15 protein-coding genes are annotated in these 15,711 nt (G+C 65.9%); 7 read left to right on the top strand and 8 right to left on the bottom strand.

The window, feature by feature from the left end:
- Nucleotides 1–84 precede the first annotated feature (84 nt).
- The gene (locus tag AAID08_RS13535; protein ID WP_116791198.1) at nucleotides 85–1,038 is read right to left on the bottom strand and encodes a LysR family transcriptional regulator; all 954 of its coding nucleotides are present in this window, start codon (nucleotides 1,036–1,038) and stop codon (nucleotides 85–87) included.
- Between the two features lie 120 nt (nucleotides 1,039–1,158).
- Here AAID08_RS13535 and AAID08_RS13530 point away from each other — a divergent pair, with 120 nt between their 5' ends.
- The 4 genes from AAID08_RS13530 to AAID08_RS13515 all read left to right on the top strand — a co-directional run bounded on the left by AAID08_RS13530 (nucleotide 1,159) and on the right by AAID08_RS13515 (nucleotide 4,925).
- Nucleotides 1,159–2,139 carry a tripartite tricarboxylate transporter substrate binding protein gene (locus tag AAID08_RS13530; protein ID WP_064526671.1) on the top strand — a complete coding sequence of 327 codons (981 nt, stop codon included), beginning with the start codon at nucleotides 1,159–1,161 and terminating at the stop codon, nucleotides 2,137–2,139.
- Nucleotides 2,140–2,147: 8 nt separating this feature from the next.
- The gene (locus AAID08_RS13525) at nucleotides 2,148–3,644 is read left to right on the top strand and encodes an amidohydrolase family protein (protein ID WP_175188756.1); all 1,497 of its coding nucleotides are present in this window, start codon (nucleotides 2,148–2,150) and stop codon (nucleotides 3,642–3,644) included.
- A gap of 46 nt (nucleotides 3,645–3,690) precedes the next feature.
- The gene (locus tag AAID08_RS13520) at nucleotides 3,691–4,380 is read left to right on the top strand and encodes an aspartate/glutamate racemase family protein (protein ID WP_395757817.1); all 690 of its coding nucleotides are present in this window, start codon (nucleotides 3,691–3,693) and stop codon (nucleotides 4,378–4,380) included.
- 95 nt (nucleotides 4,381–4,475) lie between these two features.
- Nucleotides 4,476–4,925, top strand: coding sequence for a lysozyme inhibitor LprI family protein (locus AAID08_RS13515; protein ID WP_240806502.1), 450 nt, complete (start codon nucleotides 4,476–4,478; stop codon nucleotides 4,923–4,925).
- A gap of 573 nt (nucleotides 4,926–5,498) precedes the next feature.
- On the opposite strand, the gene AAID08_RS13510 is transcribed toward AAID08_RS13515, so the two are convergent.
- From AAID08_RS13510 to proC, 7 genes are all read right to left on the bottom strand, one after another.
- Nucleotides 5,499–6,200: an ABC transporter ATP-binding protein gene (locus AAID08_RS13510; protein ID WP_049073552.1), complete on the bottom strand. Its 702-nt coding sequence runs from the start codon at nucleotides 6,198–6,200 to the stop codon at nucleotides 5,499–5,501.
- A complete protein-coding gene (gene livG, locus AAID08_RS13505; RefSeq protein ID WP_049073551.1) occupies nucleotides 6,201–6,968 on the bottom strand; it encodes a high-affinity branched-chain amino acid ABC transporter ATP-binding protein LivG in 768 nt (255 codons plus the stop codon).
- On the bottom strand, nucleotides 6,965–8,200 hold the full coding sequence (locus AAID08_RS13500; RefSeq protein WP_054502596.1) for a high-affinity branched-chain amino acid ABC transporter permease LivM: 1,236 nt from the start codon (nucleotides 8,198–8,200) through the stop codon (nucleotides 6,965–6,967). The genes livG and AAID08_RS13500 overlap by 4 nt, the downstream gene beginning before the upstream one ends.
- Nucleotides 8,200–9,126: a high-affinity branched-chain amino acid ABC transporter permease LivH gene (livH, locus tag AAID08_RS13495; RefSeq protein WP_049073549.1), complete on the bottom strand. Its 927-nt coding sequence runs from the start codon at nucleotides 9,124–9,126 to the stop codon at nucleotides 8,200–8,202. Before livH ends, AAID08_RS13500 begins: the two co-directional genes overlap by 1 nt.
- Nucleotides 9,127–9,317: 191 nt before the next feature.
- Nucleotides 9,318–10,433 carry a branched-chain amino acid ABC transporter substrate-binding protein gene (locus AAID08_RS13490; protein ID WP_395757741.1) on the bottom strand — a complete coding sequence of 372 codons (1,116 nt, stop codon included), beginning with the start codon at nucleotides 10,431–10,433 and terminating at the stop codon, nucleotides 9,318–9,320.
- Between the two features lie 395 nt (nucleotides 10,434–10,828).
- Nucleotides 10,829–11,353, bottom strand: coding sequence for a queuosine precursor transporter (locus AAID08_RS13485; RefSeq protein ID WP_049077771.1), 525 nt, complete (start codon nucleotides 11,351–11,353; stop codon nucleotides 10,829–10,831).
- A gap of 26 nt (nucleotides 11,354–11,379) precedes the next feature.
- The gene (gene proC / locus AAID08_RS13480) at nucleotides 11,380–12,213 is read right to left on the bottom strand and encodes a pyrroline-5-carboxylate reductase (protein WP_059270662.1); all 834 of its coding nucleotides are present in this window, start codon (nucleotides 12,211–12,213) and stop codon (nucleotides 11,380–11,382) included.
- A gap of 193 nt (nucleotides 12,214–12,406) precedes the next feature.
- Here proC and ugpB point away from each other — a divergent pair, with 193 nt between their 5' ends.
- From ugpB to ugpE, 3 genes are all read left to right on the top strand, one after another.
- Nucleotides 12,407–13,720: a sn-glycerol-3-phosphate ABC transporter substrate-binding protein UgpB gene (ugpB, locus tag AAID08_RS13475; protein WP_054502598.1), complete on the top strand. Its 1,314-nt coding sequence runs from the start codon at nucleotides 12,407–12,409 to the stop codon at nucleotides 13,718–13,720.
- A gap of 234 nt (nucleotides 13,721–13,954) precedes the next feature.
- On the top strand, nucleotides 13,955–14,836 hold the full coding sequence (gene ugpA / locus AAID08_RS13470) for a sn-glycerol-3-phosphate ABC transporter permease UgpA (RefSeq protein ID WP_006386446.1): 882 nt from the start codon (nucleotides 13,955–13,957) through the stop codon (nucleotides 14,834–14,836).
- An 18-nt stretch (nucleotides 14,837–14,854) separates the two neighbouring features.
- Nucleotides 14,855–15,706, top strand: coding sequence for a sn-glycerol-3-phosphate ABC transporter permease UgpE (ugpE, locus tag AAID08_RS13465; protein WP_006386445.1), 852 nt, complete (start codon nucleotides 14,855–14,857; stop codon nucleotides 15,704–15,706).
- Nucleotides 15,707–15,711 lie beyond the last annotated feature (5 nt).

Below are 15,711 nucleotides of genomic sequence, written 5' to 3'. Positions count from 1 at the left end.
CAGGCCGGCATGAACGGCCGGCCCGAACGCCCCGCCGCCCTTGCGCGCCGGGGCGTTTTCTCTTGCGCGCCGGCCTGATTGCCTTCAGCCGCCGACCAGCGCCGGCGCCGCGCTCTCCAGGACCTTCTTGACCGCCGCCAGGAAGCGCCGCGCCAATAGCGGCGGCGCGCTCAGGTTCGAATGCGTGGCCCAGATCTCGACGCTGGCGCCCGGCGCGATCGGCCGCAGCACCATGCTGTCGGTCTGGTCGGGCGACACGCACCACGCGTCCACCAGCGCCGGCCCCAGGCCCTGCTGCACGAACGAACAGGCCGTCACCGGCGAATGCACCTCCACCGCCGCCGGGCAGGCCGGCGCGCCGCCGAAGAACGATTGCAGCGCGCGTCCCAGCGGCGTGTCGCGCGGATAGCCGATCCACGCCGCCGAAGCGAAATCCTCCGGGTGCACCACCTCGTGCGCGGCCAGCGGATGGCCCTTTGGCAGCGCGCAGATCACCGGCACCGTCGCCAGCCGGGTCGAGGCCAGGTTGGGATGATCGGGCGGTCGCATCGAGATGCCGATATCGGCCTGCCCCGACAGGAAATACGCCGCCAGTTCGTCGAACGTGACGCTGCGGTAATCGACCCGCGCGTCGGCGTTGCGGTCGCGAAAGCGCCCCAGCGCCATCGGCACCAGCCGCTGGCCATAGCTGGCGCTGGCCACGATCTTGAGCATGCCCGCGCCCGATTGCCCGAGGCTGGCCGCGAGATCGTTGACGCGCTGGATGCCGCCATAGACCTGCTCGACCTCGGCGTACAGGCGCCGCGCCTCGGCGGTGGGCGAGAGCCGGCTCTTGACCCGCTCGAACAGGCGGTAGCCCAGGCGCGTCTCCGTCAGCGCCAGCACCCGGCTCACCGCCGGTTGCGACACATGCAGCATGCGCCCCGCGCCGCTGATCGAGCCGGCCATCATGATGGCGCGAAACACCTCGATCTGGCGCAGGTTCAGCGGCCGGCCGGCGCTCGGCCCGACCTCGTCGGCGTAGGCCTGCTCATCCATGTTGGTTCCCCTTGATCAATAACGGCGGATTATAGGTTTTCGACATTTTTCGATGACGCAGTGCCGCAATCCCGGTGCTAATCTGCCCGCCTCCACACAACAAAACAAGGGGAATCCAGCATGCAACGCACCTTCATCCGCAGCCTCGCCGCCCTGGCGCTGGCCGCCACCTTCAGCACGGGCGCGCAGGCCGCCGGCGCCTATCCCGACAAACCGATCACTTTCATCGTGCCGTCGGCCGCCGGCGGCTCGCCCGACGTGCTGTCGCGCCTGATCACCACGCAACTGGCCAAGGACACTGGCGCCACGCTGGTGGTGGAAAACCGCCCCGGCGCCGCCGGCAACATCGGCATCGCGCTGGTCAAGCGCGCCGCGCCCGACGGCTACACCGTGGGCTACGGCAACATCAACACGCTGGCCGTCAACCGCTCGCTGTTCAAGCGCCTGCCCTACGACGTCGACAAGGACCTGACGCCCGTGGCGCACATGTTCGACCTGTACAACGCGCTGATCGTGCCGGCGGATTCGCCTATCAAGAGCGTGCAGGACCTGATCGACCGCGCCCGCAAGGAACCCGGCCGCCTGTCGTATGGCGCCTCGGGCGTCGGCACCACCGGCCACATGGGCGGCGAGCTGTTCAAGAGCATGGCCAAGGTCGACGTCATGTTCATCCCGTACAACGGCGGCCCGGCCGCCATCCAGGACCTGCTGGGCGGCCGCCTGGACTACCTGTTCGTCAACACCTCCGAGGCCACCCCGCTGGTCAAGAGCGGCAAGGTGCGCGCCATCGGCGTCAGCAGCCTCAAGCGCCTGGCGCTGATGCCCGACGTGCCGACGCTGGACGAAGCCGGCCTGAAGGGTTACGAAACCGTGGCCTGGGGCGGCGTGGTCGCGCCCAAGGGCACCCCGCCCGAGGTCGTGGCCAAGCTCAACGCCGACATCCAGAAGGCGCTGCAGGCGCCCGAAGTGCGCACCGGCCTGGAAACGCTCGGCGCCGTGCCCGCCAGCGGCGCGCCGGATGAGTTCAAGCAACTGATCGATCGCGAAACCGCCAAGTGGAAGCAGATCATCGACACCGCCGGCATCGAGAAACTGGACTGAGCCCCGCCATGACGGACCGCAGCACCCGGATGAACCCCGCTCCGCAAGCCGACTTCATCGTGGCAGGCGCCACGCTCATCGACGGCGGGGGCGGTCCGTCGCGGCAGGGCGACCTGGCGGTGCGCGATGGGCGCATCGTGGCGCTGGGCGATTTCGCCCACATGCCGGGCGTGCCCGTGATCGATGCCCGCGGCCTGGCGCTGGCGCCCGGCTTCATCGACTCGCACACCCACGACGACGGCTACCTGCTGGCGCATCCGGACATGCTGCCCAAGGTCTCGCAAGGCATCACCACGGTCGTCACCGGCAACTGCGGCGTCAGCCTGGCGCCGCTGTCGCGCCGGGAGATCCCGCAGCCGCTGGACCTGCTGGGCCCGCCCGACCTGTTCCGCTTCGACACCTTCCGCGCCTGGCTCCAGGCGCTGGCCGAGACGCCCGCCGCGGTCAATGTCATCCCGCTGGTCGGCCACACCACGCTGCGCGTGGCCGTCATGGACGACACCGGCCGCGCCGCCACCGACGCCGAACGCCAGGCCATGCGCGCCCTGCTCGACGAAGCGCTGGCGGCCGGCGCCTTCGGCGTCTCCACCGGCACCTTCTACCCGCCCGCCAGCGCCGCGCCCACCGACGAGATCATCGACGTCTGCCAGCCGCTGCGCGGCCGCGCCGGCGCGATCTACGCCACCCACCTGCGCGACGAGGCCGACCACATCGTGCCGGCCATGGAAGAGGCGCTGCTGATCGGCCGCGAACTGGACTGCCGCGTGGTGTTCTCGCACCACAAGCTGGCCGGCGAACGCAACCACGGCCGCAGCCGCGAGACGCTCGACATGATCAGCCGCGCCGCCGCCACGCAGCGCGTCTGCCTCGACTGCCATCCATATCCGGCCACCTCGACCATGCTGCGGCTGGACCGCGCCCGCCTGGCCAGCCGCACCATGATCACGTGGTCAAAGGGCTACCCCGAGGCCACCGGCCGCGACTTCAGCGAGGTCATGGCCGAACTGGGCCTGGACGACGAAGCCGCCATCGCCCGCCTGGCGCCCGCCGGCGCCATCTACTTCCTGATGGACCCGGCCGACGTCAACCGCATCTTCAGCCATCCGCTGACCATGGTCGGCTCGGACGGCCTGCCCTTCGACCCGCACCCGCACCCGCGCCAATGGGGCACCTTCACCAACGTGCTGCGCACCATGGTGCGCGAACAACGGCTGCTGTCGCTCGAAACCGCCATCCACAAGATGACCGGCCTGGCGGCGGCCCAATACGGCCTGACCGAGCGCGGCCTGCTGCGCGAGGGGTATCATGCTGATCTGGTGCTGTTCGATCCCGCCAACGTCACAGACATGGCCACTTTTTCAGCTCCCATTCAGGTCAGCCAGGGCATCCACGCCGTGTGGGTCAATGGCAGGCAGGTGTGGGATGGGGAACGGACCGGCGCCGAACGCCCGGGCCAGGTACTGGCACCCGGTGATGCAATACCTTGGAGTCAACAAAGTGAATAGCTATTCCCAGGGCTGTTACCTGGGTGTTTTGGGCGGCATGGGCCCCATGGCCGGCGCCGCCTTCGCGCTCCGCCTCGCGGCGCTCACGCCCGCCGACGCGGACCAGCAGCACATCCCCACCCTGCTTCGCAACGATCCGCGCATCCCCGATCGTTCCAGCGCCTACATGGCCGGCGGCGAGAATCCCCTGCCCTACATGGTCGAAGGCGTGCGCTTCCTGGAACGCGCCGGCGCCCAGCTCATCGCCATCCCCTGCAACACCGCGCATCTCTGGTACGACGACATCGCCGCCGCCACCCAGCGCCCCGTGCTGCACATCATCCAGGCCGTCATCGACGACCTGCGCCGCCTGGGCCTGCAGCAGGGCCGCATCGGCCTGATGGGCACCGCCGCCACGCTCAAGCTCGGCCTCTACCAGCGCCATCTCGAAGCCCAGGGCTACGAATGCATCGTCCCCGACGACGATGAAGTCGAACGCTACTGCATGGCCTCGATCCGCGCCGTCAAGGGCAACCAGCTCGAAGCCGCCTTCGACCCCGCCGCCGACTGCATCGCCCGCCTCAAGGCCCGCGGCGCCGACGCCGTCGTCCTGGGCTGCACCGAACTGCCCCTGGCCGTGCCCCACGCCCTGCGTCCCAGCCTCGGCATCACCCTGACCGACTCCATCGACGCCCTGGCCCGCGCCGCCATCGCCCACTACCTGGCCGACCAGCCCGAGCAACGCATCGCGGCATAGGCAAGGCCCGCGAGTTGCGCGACCGCGCGACAACCGGGAGAATCGATCCGTGGGCCACCCTGTCGGTGGCCTCGGACTATCCAGGAGTGAAGGACGTGCGCAACCCCGTTCTCGCGGCAATGCCGACCAGCATCATGAAAGGCCGGCGCCGGCAAAGCGCGCAAGGCAAACATGCGATCCTGCACGCGGCATTCTGCGCCGTCCTCGCCAGCGCCCCGTTCCTGCCAGTCAAAGCCGCCCACGCCGCGGGCTTCGACTGCAAGGCCGCGAAAACCCATGTCGAACATCTGATCTGCGCCGACCCATCGCTATCCAGGCTGGACGACCAGGTGAAGGATCTCTACGACAAGATCCAGGCCGAAACCGCAGGCCGTGACGGTGAAACCGGTGAATGGCGCGATCCCATGGCAAAAGAGCAGACCCAATGGCGCACCACCGTGCGCGACCGTTGCCCCGACGCCGCCTGCCTGAAATCCGCCTACGAGGCCCGCATCGCCGCCATGAAAAAGAACTGGGCAGAAGCGCTAGGCCCCGCGGACAAGTAATACGCGACGCGCTCCGGGGTGGTCGAATCCTGCTATTTGAAAGCCCAGGCGCGCCAATCCCAGTGCCAGAGATTGAAGGCCGCTACCCATTGAATTCGATATCGTCCGAGCTCCATACCCGGCGCAGTTCGGCAATCCCTCTCTCTCCCCTCCCCAGCGGGTCATCCCCTCCCCCCGCGCGCAGCGTCATCCTCCCGACGCAAACCCACCGCGTATGCAAAGATCGGCCGCCCGCGCGGCCGATCTTTGCGGGCCCCGCAAAACCCGCCCCTTACCCCACGCTCCAGCAGCGCGACAAGCCTCGCAATCCGCAGCCCGAGGCGGGTGGTGCCCTGGCGAGGCGCGCCGTCGATGCGCCCGAGGGAATCTGAAGGAGCAGCCGCAGGCTGTGACGAAGATGACGACGGGGCAGTCCGGAGCGAACGCTCCGGACCGCAATCGTTGGCGCGCCTCGCCAGGGCGCCGCCCGCCTCGGGCGACCTACGAAGACACGCCACTCCCAACGAAAAAAAAGGGCGCCCCTTTCAGTAGCGCCCAAATTTCCCTTCGCGGGGAATAAAACCTTCAAGCGGATCACCCGCCCAGATAAGCCTTCCGCACCTGATCATTGACCAGCAGATTCGCCCCCGTATCCTGCAGCACGACCCGCCCGTTCTCCAGCACATACCCGCGATCCGCCACCTGCAGCGCCTTGTTGGCATTCTGCTCGACCAGGAACACCGTCACGCCCTGCTCGCGGATCTCGCGGATGATGTCGAAGATCTGCGCGATCACCAGCGGCGCCAGCCCCAGCGTCGGCTCGTCCAGCAGCAGCAGGCGCGGCCGCGTCATCAACGCCCGCCCGATCGCCAGCATCTGCTGCTCGCCGCCCGACATCAGCCCGGCGCGCTGGCTGGCCCGTTCCTTCAGGCGCGGGAACAAGCCATAGACGTGGTCGATGCCCGCCTGGATCTCCTCGCGCTTGGAGAAAAAGCCGCCCATCATCAGGTTCTCGGCCACCGTCAGGTCCTTGAACACGCGCCGCCCTTCCGGCGAAATGGCGATGCCATTGCGCATGATGTGGTGCGTGTCCTTGTTGGTGATGTCCTCGCCCTCGAAGGTGATCTTGCCTTCCTTGGCGCGCGGATTGCCGCAGACCGTCATCAGCAGCGTGGTCTTGCCGGCGCCGTTGGCGCCGATCAGGGTCACGATCTCGCCCTTGTTGACGTCCACCGACACGCCATTGAGCGCCTGGATGGCGCCGTAGAACGTGTGAATGTTTTCCAGCTTCAGCATTTATTCCTCCCCCAGGTACGCCTTGATGACGCGCTCGTCGTTGCGCACCTGCTCGGGGGTGCCGGTAGTGATGGGCTTGCCGTGCTCCATGACCAGGATGCGGTCGGAAATGCCCATGATCAGGCTCATGTCGTGCTCGATCAGCAGCACCGCCACGCCGAACTCGCGGCGCAACTGGTCGATCAGCGATTGCAGATCGCGCTTTTCCTGCGGGTTCAGGCCGGCGGCCGGCTCGTCCAGCATCAACAGGCGCGGCTTGGTGATCATGCAGCGCGCGATCTCCAGGCGGCGCTGGTGGCCATAGGCCAGGTTGCCGGCCTCGCGGTTGGCATACTCGCGCAGCCCCATGAAATCCAGCCACTGCGCCGCGCGCGACAGCGCGTCGGCCTCCGACTGGCGGTAGGACTTAAGCTTGAGCAGGCCGGGCAGCAGGCGCGATTCGACCTGCGTATGCTGGGCCACCAGCAGGTTCTCCAGCACCGTCAACTGCTTGAACAGCCGCACGTTCTGGAACGTGCGCACCAGCCCGTGGCGCGCCACCTTGTGGCTCGGCAGGCCGGTGATGGACTTGCCGTCCATCACGATATCGCCGGCCGTCGGCGCGTAGAAACCGCCCACGCAGTTGAACACGGTGGTCTTGCCGGCCCCGTTCGGGCCGATGATGGCGAACACCTCGTCGGATTTGACTTCGAACGCCACGCTATCGACGGCCAGCAGGCCGCCGAAGCGCATGGTCAGTCCGGATACTTTCAGCAATGCCTCGCTCATTTAGCCAGCTCCACGTGGGGACGCTTCATGGGCAACAACCCCTGCGGACGCCACATCATCATCAATACCATCACCAGGCCGAACATCAGCATCCGGTACTCGGCGAACTCGCGCGCCAGCTCGGGCAGCACCGTCAGCAGGACCGCCGCCAGGATCACCCCGATCTGCGAACCCATGCCGCCCAGCACCACGATGGCCAGGATCAGCGCCGATTCGATGAAGGTGAAGGATTCCGGGTTGACCATGCCCTGGCGCGCCGCGAAGAAGGCGCCGCCGAAGCCGGCGAAGGTCGCGCCCAGCGTGAATGCCGACAGCTTGATGCGGGTCGGGTTCAGGCCCAGCGAACGGCAGGCGATCTCGTCCTCACGCAGCGCCTCCCAGGCGCGGCCGACCGGCATGCGGATCAGGCGCGTGGAGACGAACAGCGTGATCAGCGCCAGCAGCAGCGCCATCATGTAGAGATAGATCACCATGTGCTGGTTCTGGAAGGTCAGACCGAAGAAGTCGTGGAACGTGGTGCCCCCTTCCGTGCTGGCGCGTCGCGTCATCTCCAGGCCGAACACCGACGGCTTGGGAATGCCCGAGATGCCGTCCGGACCGCCCGTGAGCGTGTTCAGGTTGATCAGCAGCAGGCGGATCATTTCGCCGAAGCCCAGCGTCACGATGGCCAGGTAGTCGCCGCGCAGGCGCAGCACCGGAAAGCCCAGGATGAAGCCGAACAGCGCGGCCATGGCGCCCGAGAACGGCAGCGCCTCCCAGAAGCTCCAGCCGCCCCAGTGGTACAGCAAGGCGTAGGTGTAGGCGCCGACGGCATAGAAGCCGACGAAGCCCAGGTCCAGCAGCCCGGCGAAACCGACCACGATGTTCAGGCCCAGGCCCAGCATCACGTAGATCAGCACCAGCGTGGCGATGTCGACCGAACTGCGGCCGGCGAAGAACGGCCAGGTCACGGCCACCGCCAAAATCAGCAGCATCAGCAGCTTGTGGTTCTTGGCCGGCGCCGACGGCAGCGTCGGCAGGTCTTTCTTGAGCTTCTGGAACGGCTTGGCGATCCAGGGCCGCAGCAACTGGAACACGAACACGACCGCGGCGGCGATGGCCACCAGCGACCAATGCGACTCCATCGAGGTGCGCGCGCCCTGGCGGATCAGTTGCAGGCCGAAGACGGGGGTGACGATGACGGCGGTCAGCACCGCCGCCATGGTGGCGTTTTTGAGATTGTTGTTCGACATCAGACTTTTTCCACCTCAGGTTTGCCCAACAGCCCGGTGGGACGGAACAGCAGGATCAGGACCAGCAGCGAGAACGCCACGATGTCCTTGTACTGCGACGAGATATAGGCTGCCGCGAACGTTTCGGCCAGGCCCAGCAGCACGCCGCCCAGCATGGCGCCGGGGATGCTGCCGATGCCGCCCAGCACCGCCGCCGTGAAGGCCTTGATGCCGGCCAGGAAGCCGATGAAGGGATTGAGCTTGCCGATGGTGATGGCGATCAGCACGCCGCCCACCGCCGCCAGGATCGCGCCCATCACGAAGGTGAACGAGATCACCCGGTTGGTGTCGATGCCCAGCAGGTTGGCCATGTGCATGTCCTGCGAGCAGGCGCGCGAGGCGCGGCCCATGCGGGAATACTTGATGAACAGCGTCAGGCCGATCATCAGCACCACGGTCACCAGGATGATCATGATGCGCGAATACGGCACCGTCACATCGAAGTCGGATCCCATGTGGAACTGCACCGCGCCGGACACCAGCGAAGGCACCGCCATGTCGCGCGCGCCCTGGCCCAGGGCGACCCAGTTCTGCAGGAAGATCGACATGCCGATGGCCGAGATCAGCGCCACCAGGCGGGGACTGCCCCGCACCGGGCGGTACGCGACCCGCTCGACGCTGAAACCGTAGATGCCGGTGACGACGATGGCCACCAACAGCATGGCGGCGATGATGAACGGAACCGGCAGGCCGCTGCCCGTGCCGATGGCCGTCAGGGTGACCAGGCCGACATAGGCGCCGATCATGTAGATTTCGCCGTGAGCGAAGTTGATCATACCGATGATGCCGTAGACCATTGTGTAGCCGATGGCAATCAACGCGTAGATCGCGCCCAGAGACAATCCGTTGAAGAATTGCTGGGTAAGTTGGGGTATGAGGTCGGACATTATTTCTCTTGCTCCAAATAGTTCCGGCTCCGGTAGAGAGACCCGGAGCCGGAAACCTGGGCGTATTTTAAGGGCCTGTGGTCACCGCATGCCGGCCGCACAGCGCTTTTGGCGCATCGCTACGCGGATTACGACACAACGACGACGACAGGCCCTGCGCGCCGGCAACACGCCGGCGGAATCGCGGGAGTTTACAGCTGGGTCTTCTTGCCGTTCTTGTCCCATTTGTAAACGGCGAACTCGAAGTTCTTCAGGTCGCCCTTGGCGTCGTACTCGACCTTGCCGATGCCGGTGTTGAAGGTGGTCTTGTGCATGTAGTCGGCGACCTTGGCGGGGTCTTCGCCCACGGCGTTGATGCTGTCGGCCAGGATCTGCACCGCGGCGTAGGCCGGCATCTGGAAGGCGCCGTCCGGATCGCGCTTGGCGTCCTTGAAGGCCTTGACGATGCTTTCGTTGCCCGGCAGCTTGGTGAAGTCGGCGGGCAGCGTGACCAGCAGGCCGTCGATGGCCGGACCGGCGATCGCCACCAGATCCTGGTTGGCGGTGCCTTCCGGACCCATGAACTGGACCTTCAGGCCCTGTTCACGCGACTGGCGCAGCAGCAGGCCGAGTTCGGGGTGGTAGCCGCCGAAGTAGACCAGGTCGACGCCGGCCGACTTGAGCTTGGTGATGATGGCCGAGTAATCGCTGTCGCCGACGTTGATGCCTTCGAACAGCGCCACGTTCACGCCTTCCTTGGCCAGGGTGTCCTTGACCTGGGTGGCCACGCCCGAGCCGTAGGTCTGCTTGTCGTGCAGCACGGCGACCTTCTTGGGCTTGAGGGTGTTGGCGATGTAGCGCGCGGCGTACGGACCCTGCTGGTCGTCGCGGCCGATGGTGCGGAAGAAGTAATGCGGCTTGATCGTGTCGGTGACCAGCGGCGAGGTGGCGCCCGGGGTGATGCCGACGATGCCTTCCTGTTCGTAGACGTTGACGGCGGCCACGGTCACGCCCGAGCACGCATGGGCCACGGCGAACTTGGCGCCGGAATTGACCACGCGGTTGGCGGCCGGCACGGCCTGCTTCGGTTCGCAGCCGTCGTCGATGAGAATCGGTTCGAGCTTCTTGCCCTTCACGCCGCCCTTGGCGTTGATGGTCTCGATGGCAGTCAGCGCGCCAGCCTGGATCTGGTCGCCGTACTGGGTGTTGGGGCCCGTCATGGGCTGCGGGATGCCGATCTTGATCGTATCGGCGGCGTGCACGGAACCTGCCAGGGCAAGCGCCCCGAATGCCATAGCTACCGGGGTAAGGCGATGCAGAAACTTCATGCGGAGTTCTCCAGCGAGGTTTTGAGCGGCTCTGTTCGATCCGGCCTGTCGGGTGGATACCCCGCAACCCGTATCGCGCGTCGCCGGCTTCTTGGGCAAAAACACGGTGTGGGCGGTATTCTGGAAGCAAGCCGACATACTGTCACTGCGTGTAATCCCCAATATTTCACGACAAACCTTTAATCGTGACGGATTACCGCGACAAGTGCGTGAAAACGCAGGAGAAATCCGCGCGGCGCCTGTGATGGCGCATGGCGCCGCGGGCAAAAACATGGCAGGTGATTTATATGAATAATCATTAATACATCGTTTGACTTCGCATTTTCATACAGTGCTTACGCGAGTCTTACGGATAATGATTATCCCGTTAATAATAATCGCCGTTTTTTCGAAAATCAGGCGTTGGCCGGTTTGGCCAGATTCCACATCAGGGCGCGGAACGGCGCCAGCATGCTGATGTTGACGGCCAGCTTGATCGCCAGGTCGCCCATCATCCAGGTCACCCAGGGCGTGCCGGTGGCGGCGAAGGCCACGCTGAAGAACACCGCGGTGTCCAGGATCGCGCCCAGCACGCCCGAGACCAGCGGCGCGCGCCACCAGCGCTGGTCACGCAGGCGGTCGAACACCTGGATGTCGACCAGTTGCGCGCAAATGTAGGCCAGGCCCGAGGCCAGCGCGATGCGCGGCGACGCCACCCACACCGACACCGCCAGCGCGGCGGCGAAACCGAACCACACCACCCGGCGCGCGGCCGCGGGGCCGAAACGCCGGTTGAGCACGTCGGTCACCAGGAAGGCCACCGGATACGACAGGCCGCCCCAGGTCAGCCAGTCGTTCAGCGGCACCTGCACCAGGATGTTCGACCCCACCACCACCAGCAGCATGCACAGCACGGCGATGCCGAACTGCGCCCGGCTCATGGGGGCAAAGCGCGCCTTGGCCACGCTCACTTGCCGAACTCCTCGGCCAGCTCGCGCGAACGCCGCGCGGCCGCGGCCATGGCGTCCTCGACGATGCCGGCGAAGCCGGCGGCATTGAACGCGGCCAGCGCCGCGGCGGTGGTGCCGCCCTTGGAGGTGACGCGCTCGCGCAGCACCGACGGCGGCTCGGACGATTCGGCCGCCAGCTTGGTGGCGCCCGCGAACGTGCCCAGCGCCAGCTGGCGCGCCTGCTCGGCCGTCAGGCCGACCTTCTGGCCGCCGGCGATCAGGGCTTCGAGGAACAGGAAGACATAAGCCGGGCCGCTGCCCGACAGCGCGGTCACGGCGTCGAGCGCCGCGTCATCGGCCACCCAGACCACCTCGCCGACGCTGGCCAGCATGGTGGCGGCCAGGTCGCGGTCGGCCTGCCCCACGCCATCCAGCGCCGCCAGGCCGGTGATGCCGGCGCCCACCAGCGCCGGGGTGTTGGGCATGCAGCGCACCAGGCGGCGCCACGGCGCCTCGGGCGTGCCCAGCCAGCCGGCCAGCGTATCGGCGCGGATGCCGGCCGCCACGCTTACCACCAAAGTGTCGTCGCGCAACCACTGACGCGTGGAAGCCACAACGTCTTTCATGTTCTGTGGCTTGACCGCGAACACCCACACGCGGCAGCGCGCCAGGGCCTCGTCCGGGGCGGTCGCGGTGGTCATGCCGCGGGCCTGCCAGGCCGCGTGCGAATCCTGGTTAATGTCAATGACATGAATGCTGCCGGCGGGGCATACTTTGCCCGCAAGACCGGAAGCCAGCGCGGAGGCCATGTTGCCGCCGCCGATGAACGCAATCGAAAGTTCGTTTTTCATAGCATGCGATTGTAAACCGGCCTGTTCCGGCGGGAAAAAAAAGAAAATGTTCGTTCGCGCCTAAAACGCGCAATTTGACAGGCGTTTTAAGTGATGTGAAAGTCACGGTTTTGTCACAAACAATTCATAAGGTGACGTGTTTTCCGCGCCCGGACAACCCGGTCGCGACACGCCCAACTGGAGGAAACCTCTCATGCGATCCCACCGAATTGCCCTTACCTTCGCCGCCGTCATGGCGGCCTTCGCCGGCGCTTCCGCCCACGCGGCCACCGAAATCACGTTCTGGCACTCGATGGAAGGCGCGCTCGGCGACCGCGTCAACGGTCTGGTCGACGAGTTCAACAAGAAGAACCCCGACTACCAGGTCAAGGCCGTCTACAAGGGCAACTACGGTGAGTCGATGAACGCCGGCATCGCCGCGTTCCGCGCCGGCAACGCCCCGGACATCCTCCAGGTGTTCGAAGTCGGCACCGCCACCATGATGTACGCCAAGGGCGCCATCAAGCCGGTGCAGCAGATGTCGGAAGAAGCCGGCAACCCGATCGACCCGAAGGAATTCATCGGCGCCGTGGCCGGCTACTACTCGTCGGCCGAAGGCAAGCTGGTGTCGATGCCCTTCAACAGCTCGACCGTGGTGTTCTACTACAACAAGGACGCCTTCAAGAAGGCCGGCCTGGACGCCGACAAGCCGCCCAAGACCTGGGAAGAGCTGGCCGCCGCCGGCCAGAAGCTCAAGGCCGCCGGCCAGGAATGCGGCTACACCACCTCGTGGCCGTCGTGGGTCCAGCTGGAGACGTTCTCGGCCTGGCACAACGTGCCGTACGCCACCAAGGATAACGGCTTCGGCGGCCTGGACGCCCGCATCGCCATCAACACCCCGCTGCACGTGCGCCACCTGGAAAACCTGGCCAAGCTGGGCAAGGAAGGCATCTTCATGTACGGCGGCCGCGGCGACGAGCCGAACTCGCTGTTCATCAGCGGCAAGTGCGCCATGATCACCGGTTCGTCGGGCCTGCGCGCCAACATCGCCAAGAACGCCAAGTTCGAATTCGGCACCTCGACCCTGCCCTACTACGCCGACGTCCAGGGCGCGCCGCAGAACACCATCATCGGCGGCGCCTCGCTGTGGGTCTTCGCCAACAAGAAGCCGGAAACCTACAAGGGCGTGACCGCGTTCTTCAAGTTCCTGGCCAGCCCGGAAATCGCCGCCCGCTGGCACCAGCAGACCGGCTACGTGCCCGTCACCAAGGCCGCCTACGAGCTGACCAAGAAGGAAGGCTTCTACGACAAGAACCCGGGCACCGAAGTCGGCGTCAAGCAGTTGAACGTCGAAACCACCGCGCAATCGCGCGGCCTGCGCCTGGGCTTCCTGCCGCAGATCCGTGAAATCGAGGACGCTGAAATCGAACGCATCGTGTCGGGCAAGGTCTCGGCCAAGGATGGCGCCGAGAACATCGTCAAGCGCGGCAACGAGCTGCTGGAAAAGTTCGAGAAGAGTGTAAAGTAACGCCCGTTCCGGGCCCCGGAACAAGCCCCGTCACGCACGATTTCCGTTTCGCGACAGGGGCTTGCGTGATTCAAGAGAGGCTTAAAGCCCTGGTTATTTTGGGGCTTTAAGCCTATCGTGCTTATGCGTGTCGGCGCCTTCGGGCGCCTCGAGCCAGGCCGGTGCCGCTTCCCGGCCGGCGGTTTCAAGCGGCGGTTAATCCAACCGCCGTTTTTCGTACCTTGGGTTCCCCCTATGGAAAAACGTGTTGTCTTTGGGCACAAGACCCTGCCCTATCTGCTGCTCCTGCCGCAGATCGTCATTACCGTGGTCTTCTTCTTCCTTCCCGCGGGCCAGGCCATGTGGCAGTCGATGCGGCTGGAAGATGCGTTCGGCCTGTCCTCCGAGTTCGTCGGTCTCGACAACTTCATGGAGCTGTTCTCGCAACAGGCCTACCTCGATTCCTTCCGTGTCACGGCGGTGTTCTCGATCCTGGTCGCCGTGGTCGGCCTGGGCGTGTCGCTGCTGCTGGCCGTCATGGCCGATCGCGTGATCCGCGGCGCCGGGCTCTACAAGACCCTGCTGATCTGGCCCTACGCCGTCGCGCCCGCCGTGGTCGGCGTGCTGTGGCTGTTCCTGTTCTCGCCCTCGGTCGGCATCCTGGCCGTGGCCCTGCGCCAGGCCGGCGTCGACTGGAACCCGCGCCTGGACGGCAACCAGGCCATGATCCTGGTGCTGATCGCCGCCGTCTGGAAGCAGGTCTCGTACAACTTCCTGTTCTTCCTGGCCGGCCTGCAGTCGATCCCGCGCTCGCTCATCGAAGCCGCCGCGATCGACGGCGCCAGCCCGTCGCGCCGCTTCTGGAGCATCGTCTTCCCGCTGCTGTCGCCCACCACCTTCTTCCTGCTGGTGGTCAACATCATCTACGCCTTCTTCGACACCTTCGCGGTGGTGGACACCACCACGCAGGGCGGCCCCGGCACCTCGACCTCGATCCTGGTCTACAAGGTGTACAGCGACGGCTTCCGCGGCCTGGACCTCGGTTCGTCCGCGGCCCAGTCGGTGGTGCTGATGTTCATTGTGATTGCCTTGACGGTCGTGCAGTTCCGCTACGTCGACCGCAAAGTGCAGTATTGATTTTCGAGGCAGATAACAATGGTTGAACGCCGTCCCTGGCTGGATATTCTGGCCCACGTCATCCTGCTGTGCGGGGTGGCCATGGTGGCCTTTCCGCTCTACGTCACTTTCGTCGCGTCGACCCAGACCGCGCAGGAAGTGGCCTCCGCGCCGATGTCGCTGATCCCCGGTCCGCACTTTGTCGACAACTACATGCAGGCGCTGTTCGGCGGCTCCTCCGGCGGCTCGTCCGGCGCGCCGGTGGGCCGCATGATGTACGTCAGCCTGATCATGGCGCTGGCGATTTCCATCGGCAAGATCGCCATCTCGCTGCTGTCGGCCTTCGCGGTGGTGTATTTCCGCTTCCCCGGCCGCATGTTCTTTTTCTGGATGATCTTCGTCACGCTGATGCTGCCGGTCGAAGTGCGGATCGCGCCCACCTACAAGGTGGTGGCGGACCTGGGCCTGCTCAACAGCTACGCCGGCCTGACGCTGCCGCTGATCGCCTCGGCCACGGCCACGTTCCTGTTCCGCCAGTTCTTCCTGACGGTGCCGGACGAGCTGATCGAGGCCGCCCGCATCGACGGCGCCGGCCCGGTGCGCTTCTTCCGCGACGTGCTGCTGCCGCTGTCCAAGACCAGCATCGCCGCGCTGTTCGTGATCCAGTTCATCTACGGCTGGAACCAATACCTGTGGCCGCTGCTGGTGACCACGCAGGAAGACATGTACCCCGTCGTCATCGGCATCAAGCGGATGATCAGCGGCGGCGACAGCGTGACCGAATGGAACATCACCATGGCCACCGCCATGCTGGCGATGATCCCGCCGGCGCTGGTCGTCATCCTGATGCAGAAATGGTTCGTCAAGGGGCTGGTCGACACTGAAAAATGAGGCCC

Source organism: Achromobacter sp. EB05, assembly GCF_044232075.1.
Classification (GTDB): Bacteria; Pseudomonadota; Gammaproteobacteria; order Burkholderiales; family Burkholderiaceae_B; genus Achromobacter; species Achromobacter dolens.
The sequence above is the reverse complement of the archived record's forward strand: the minus strand, read 5'-3'. Positions and strand labels throughout refer to the sequence as shown.

Coding starts and splice junctions, on each gene's coding strand:
- AAID08_RS13490 (WP_395757741.1), bottom strand. CDS start 10,433: ATGAAGTTTCTGCATCGCCTTACCCCGGTAGCTATGGCATTCGGGGCG.
- AAID08_RS13485 (WP_049077771.1), bottom strand. CDS start 11,353: ATGAGCCGGGCGCAGTTCGGCATCGCCGTGCTGTGCATGCTGCTGGTG.
- AAID08_RS13535 (WP_116791198.1), bottom strand. CDS start 1,038: ATGGATGAGCAGGCCTACGCCGACGAGGTCGGGCCGAGCGCCGGCCGG.
- ugpB (WP_054502598.1), top strand. CDS start 12,407: ATGCGATCCCACCGAATTGCCCTTACCTTCGCCGCCGTCATGGCGGCC.
- livG (WP_049073551.1), bottom strand. CDS start 6,968: ATGAGCGAGGCATTGCTGAAAGTATCCGGACTGACCATGCGCTTCGGC.
- AAID08_RS13500 (WP_054502596.1), bottom strand. CDS start 8,200: ATGTCGAACAACAATCTCAAAAACGCCACCATGGCGGCGGTGCTGACC.
- ugpA (WP_006386446.1), top strand. CDS start 13,955: ATGGAAAAACGTGTTGTCTTTGGGCACAAGACCCTGCCCTATCTGCTG.
- AAID08_RS13510 (WP_049073552.1), bottom strand. CDS start 6,200: ATGCTGAAGCTGGAAAACATTCACACGTTCTACGGCGCCATCCAGGCG.
- AAID08_RS13530 (WP_064526671.1), top strand. CDS start 1,159: ATGCAACGCACCTTCATCCGCAGCCTCGCCGCCCTGGCGCTGGCCGCC.
- AAID08_RS13525 (WP_175188756.1), top strand. CDS start 2,148: ATGACGGACCGCAGCACCCGGATGAACCCCGCTCCGCAAGCCGACTTC.
- ugpE (WP_006386445.1), top strand. CDS start 14,855: ATGGTTGAACGCCGTCCCTGGCTGGATATTCTGGCCCACGTCATCCTG.
- livH (WP_049073549.1), bottom strand. CDS start 9,126: ATGTCCGACCTCATACCCCAACTTACCCAGCAATTCTTCAACGGATTG.
- proC (WP_059270662.1), bottom strand. CDS start 12,213: ATGAAAAACGAACTTTCGATTGCGTTCATCGGCGGCGGCAACATGGCC.
- AAID08_RS13520 (WP_395757817.1), top strand. CDS start 3,691: ATGGCCGGCGCCGCCTTCGCGCTCCGCCTCGCGGCGCTCACGCCCGCC.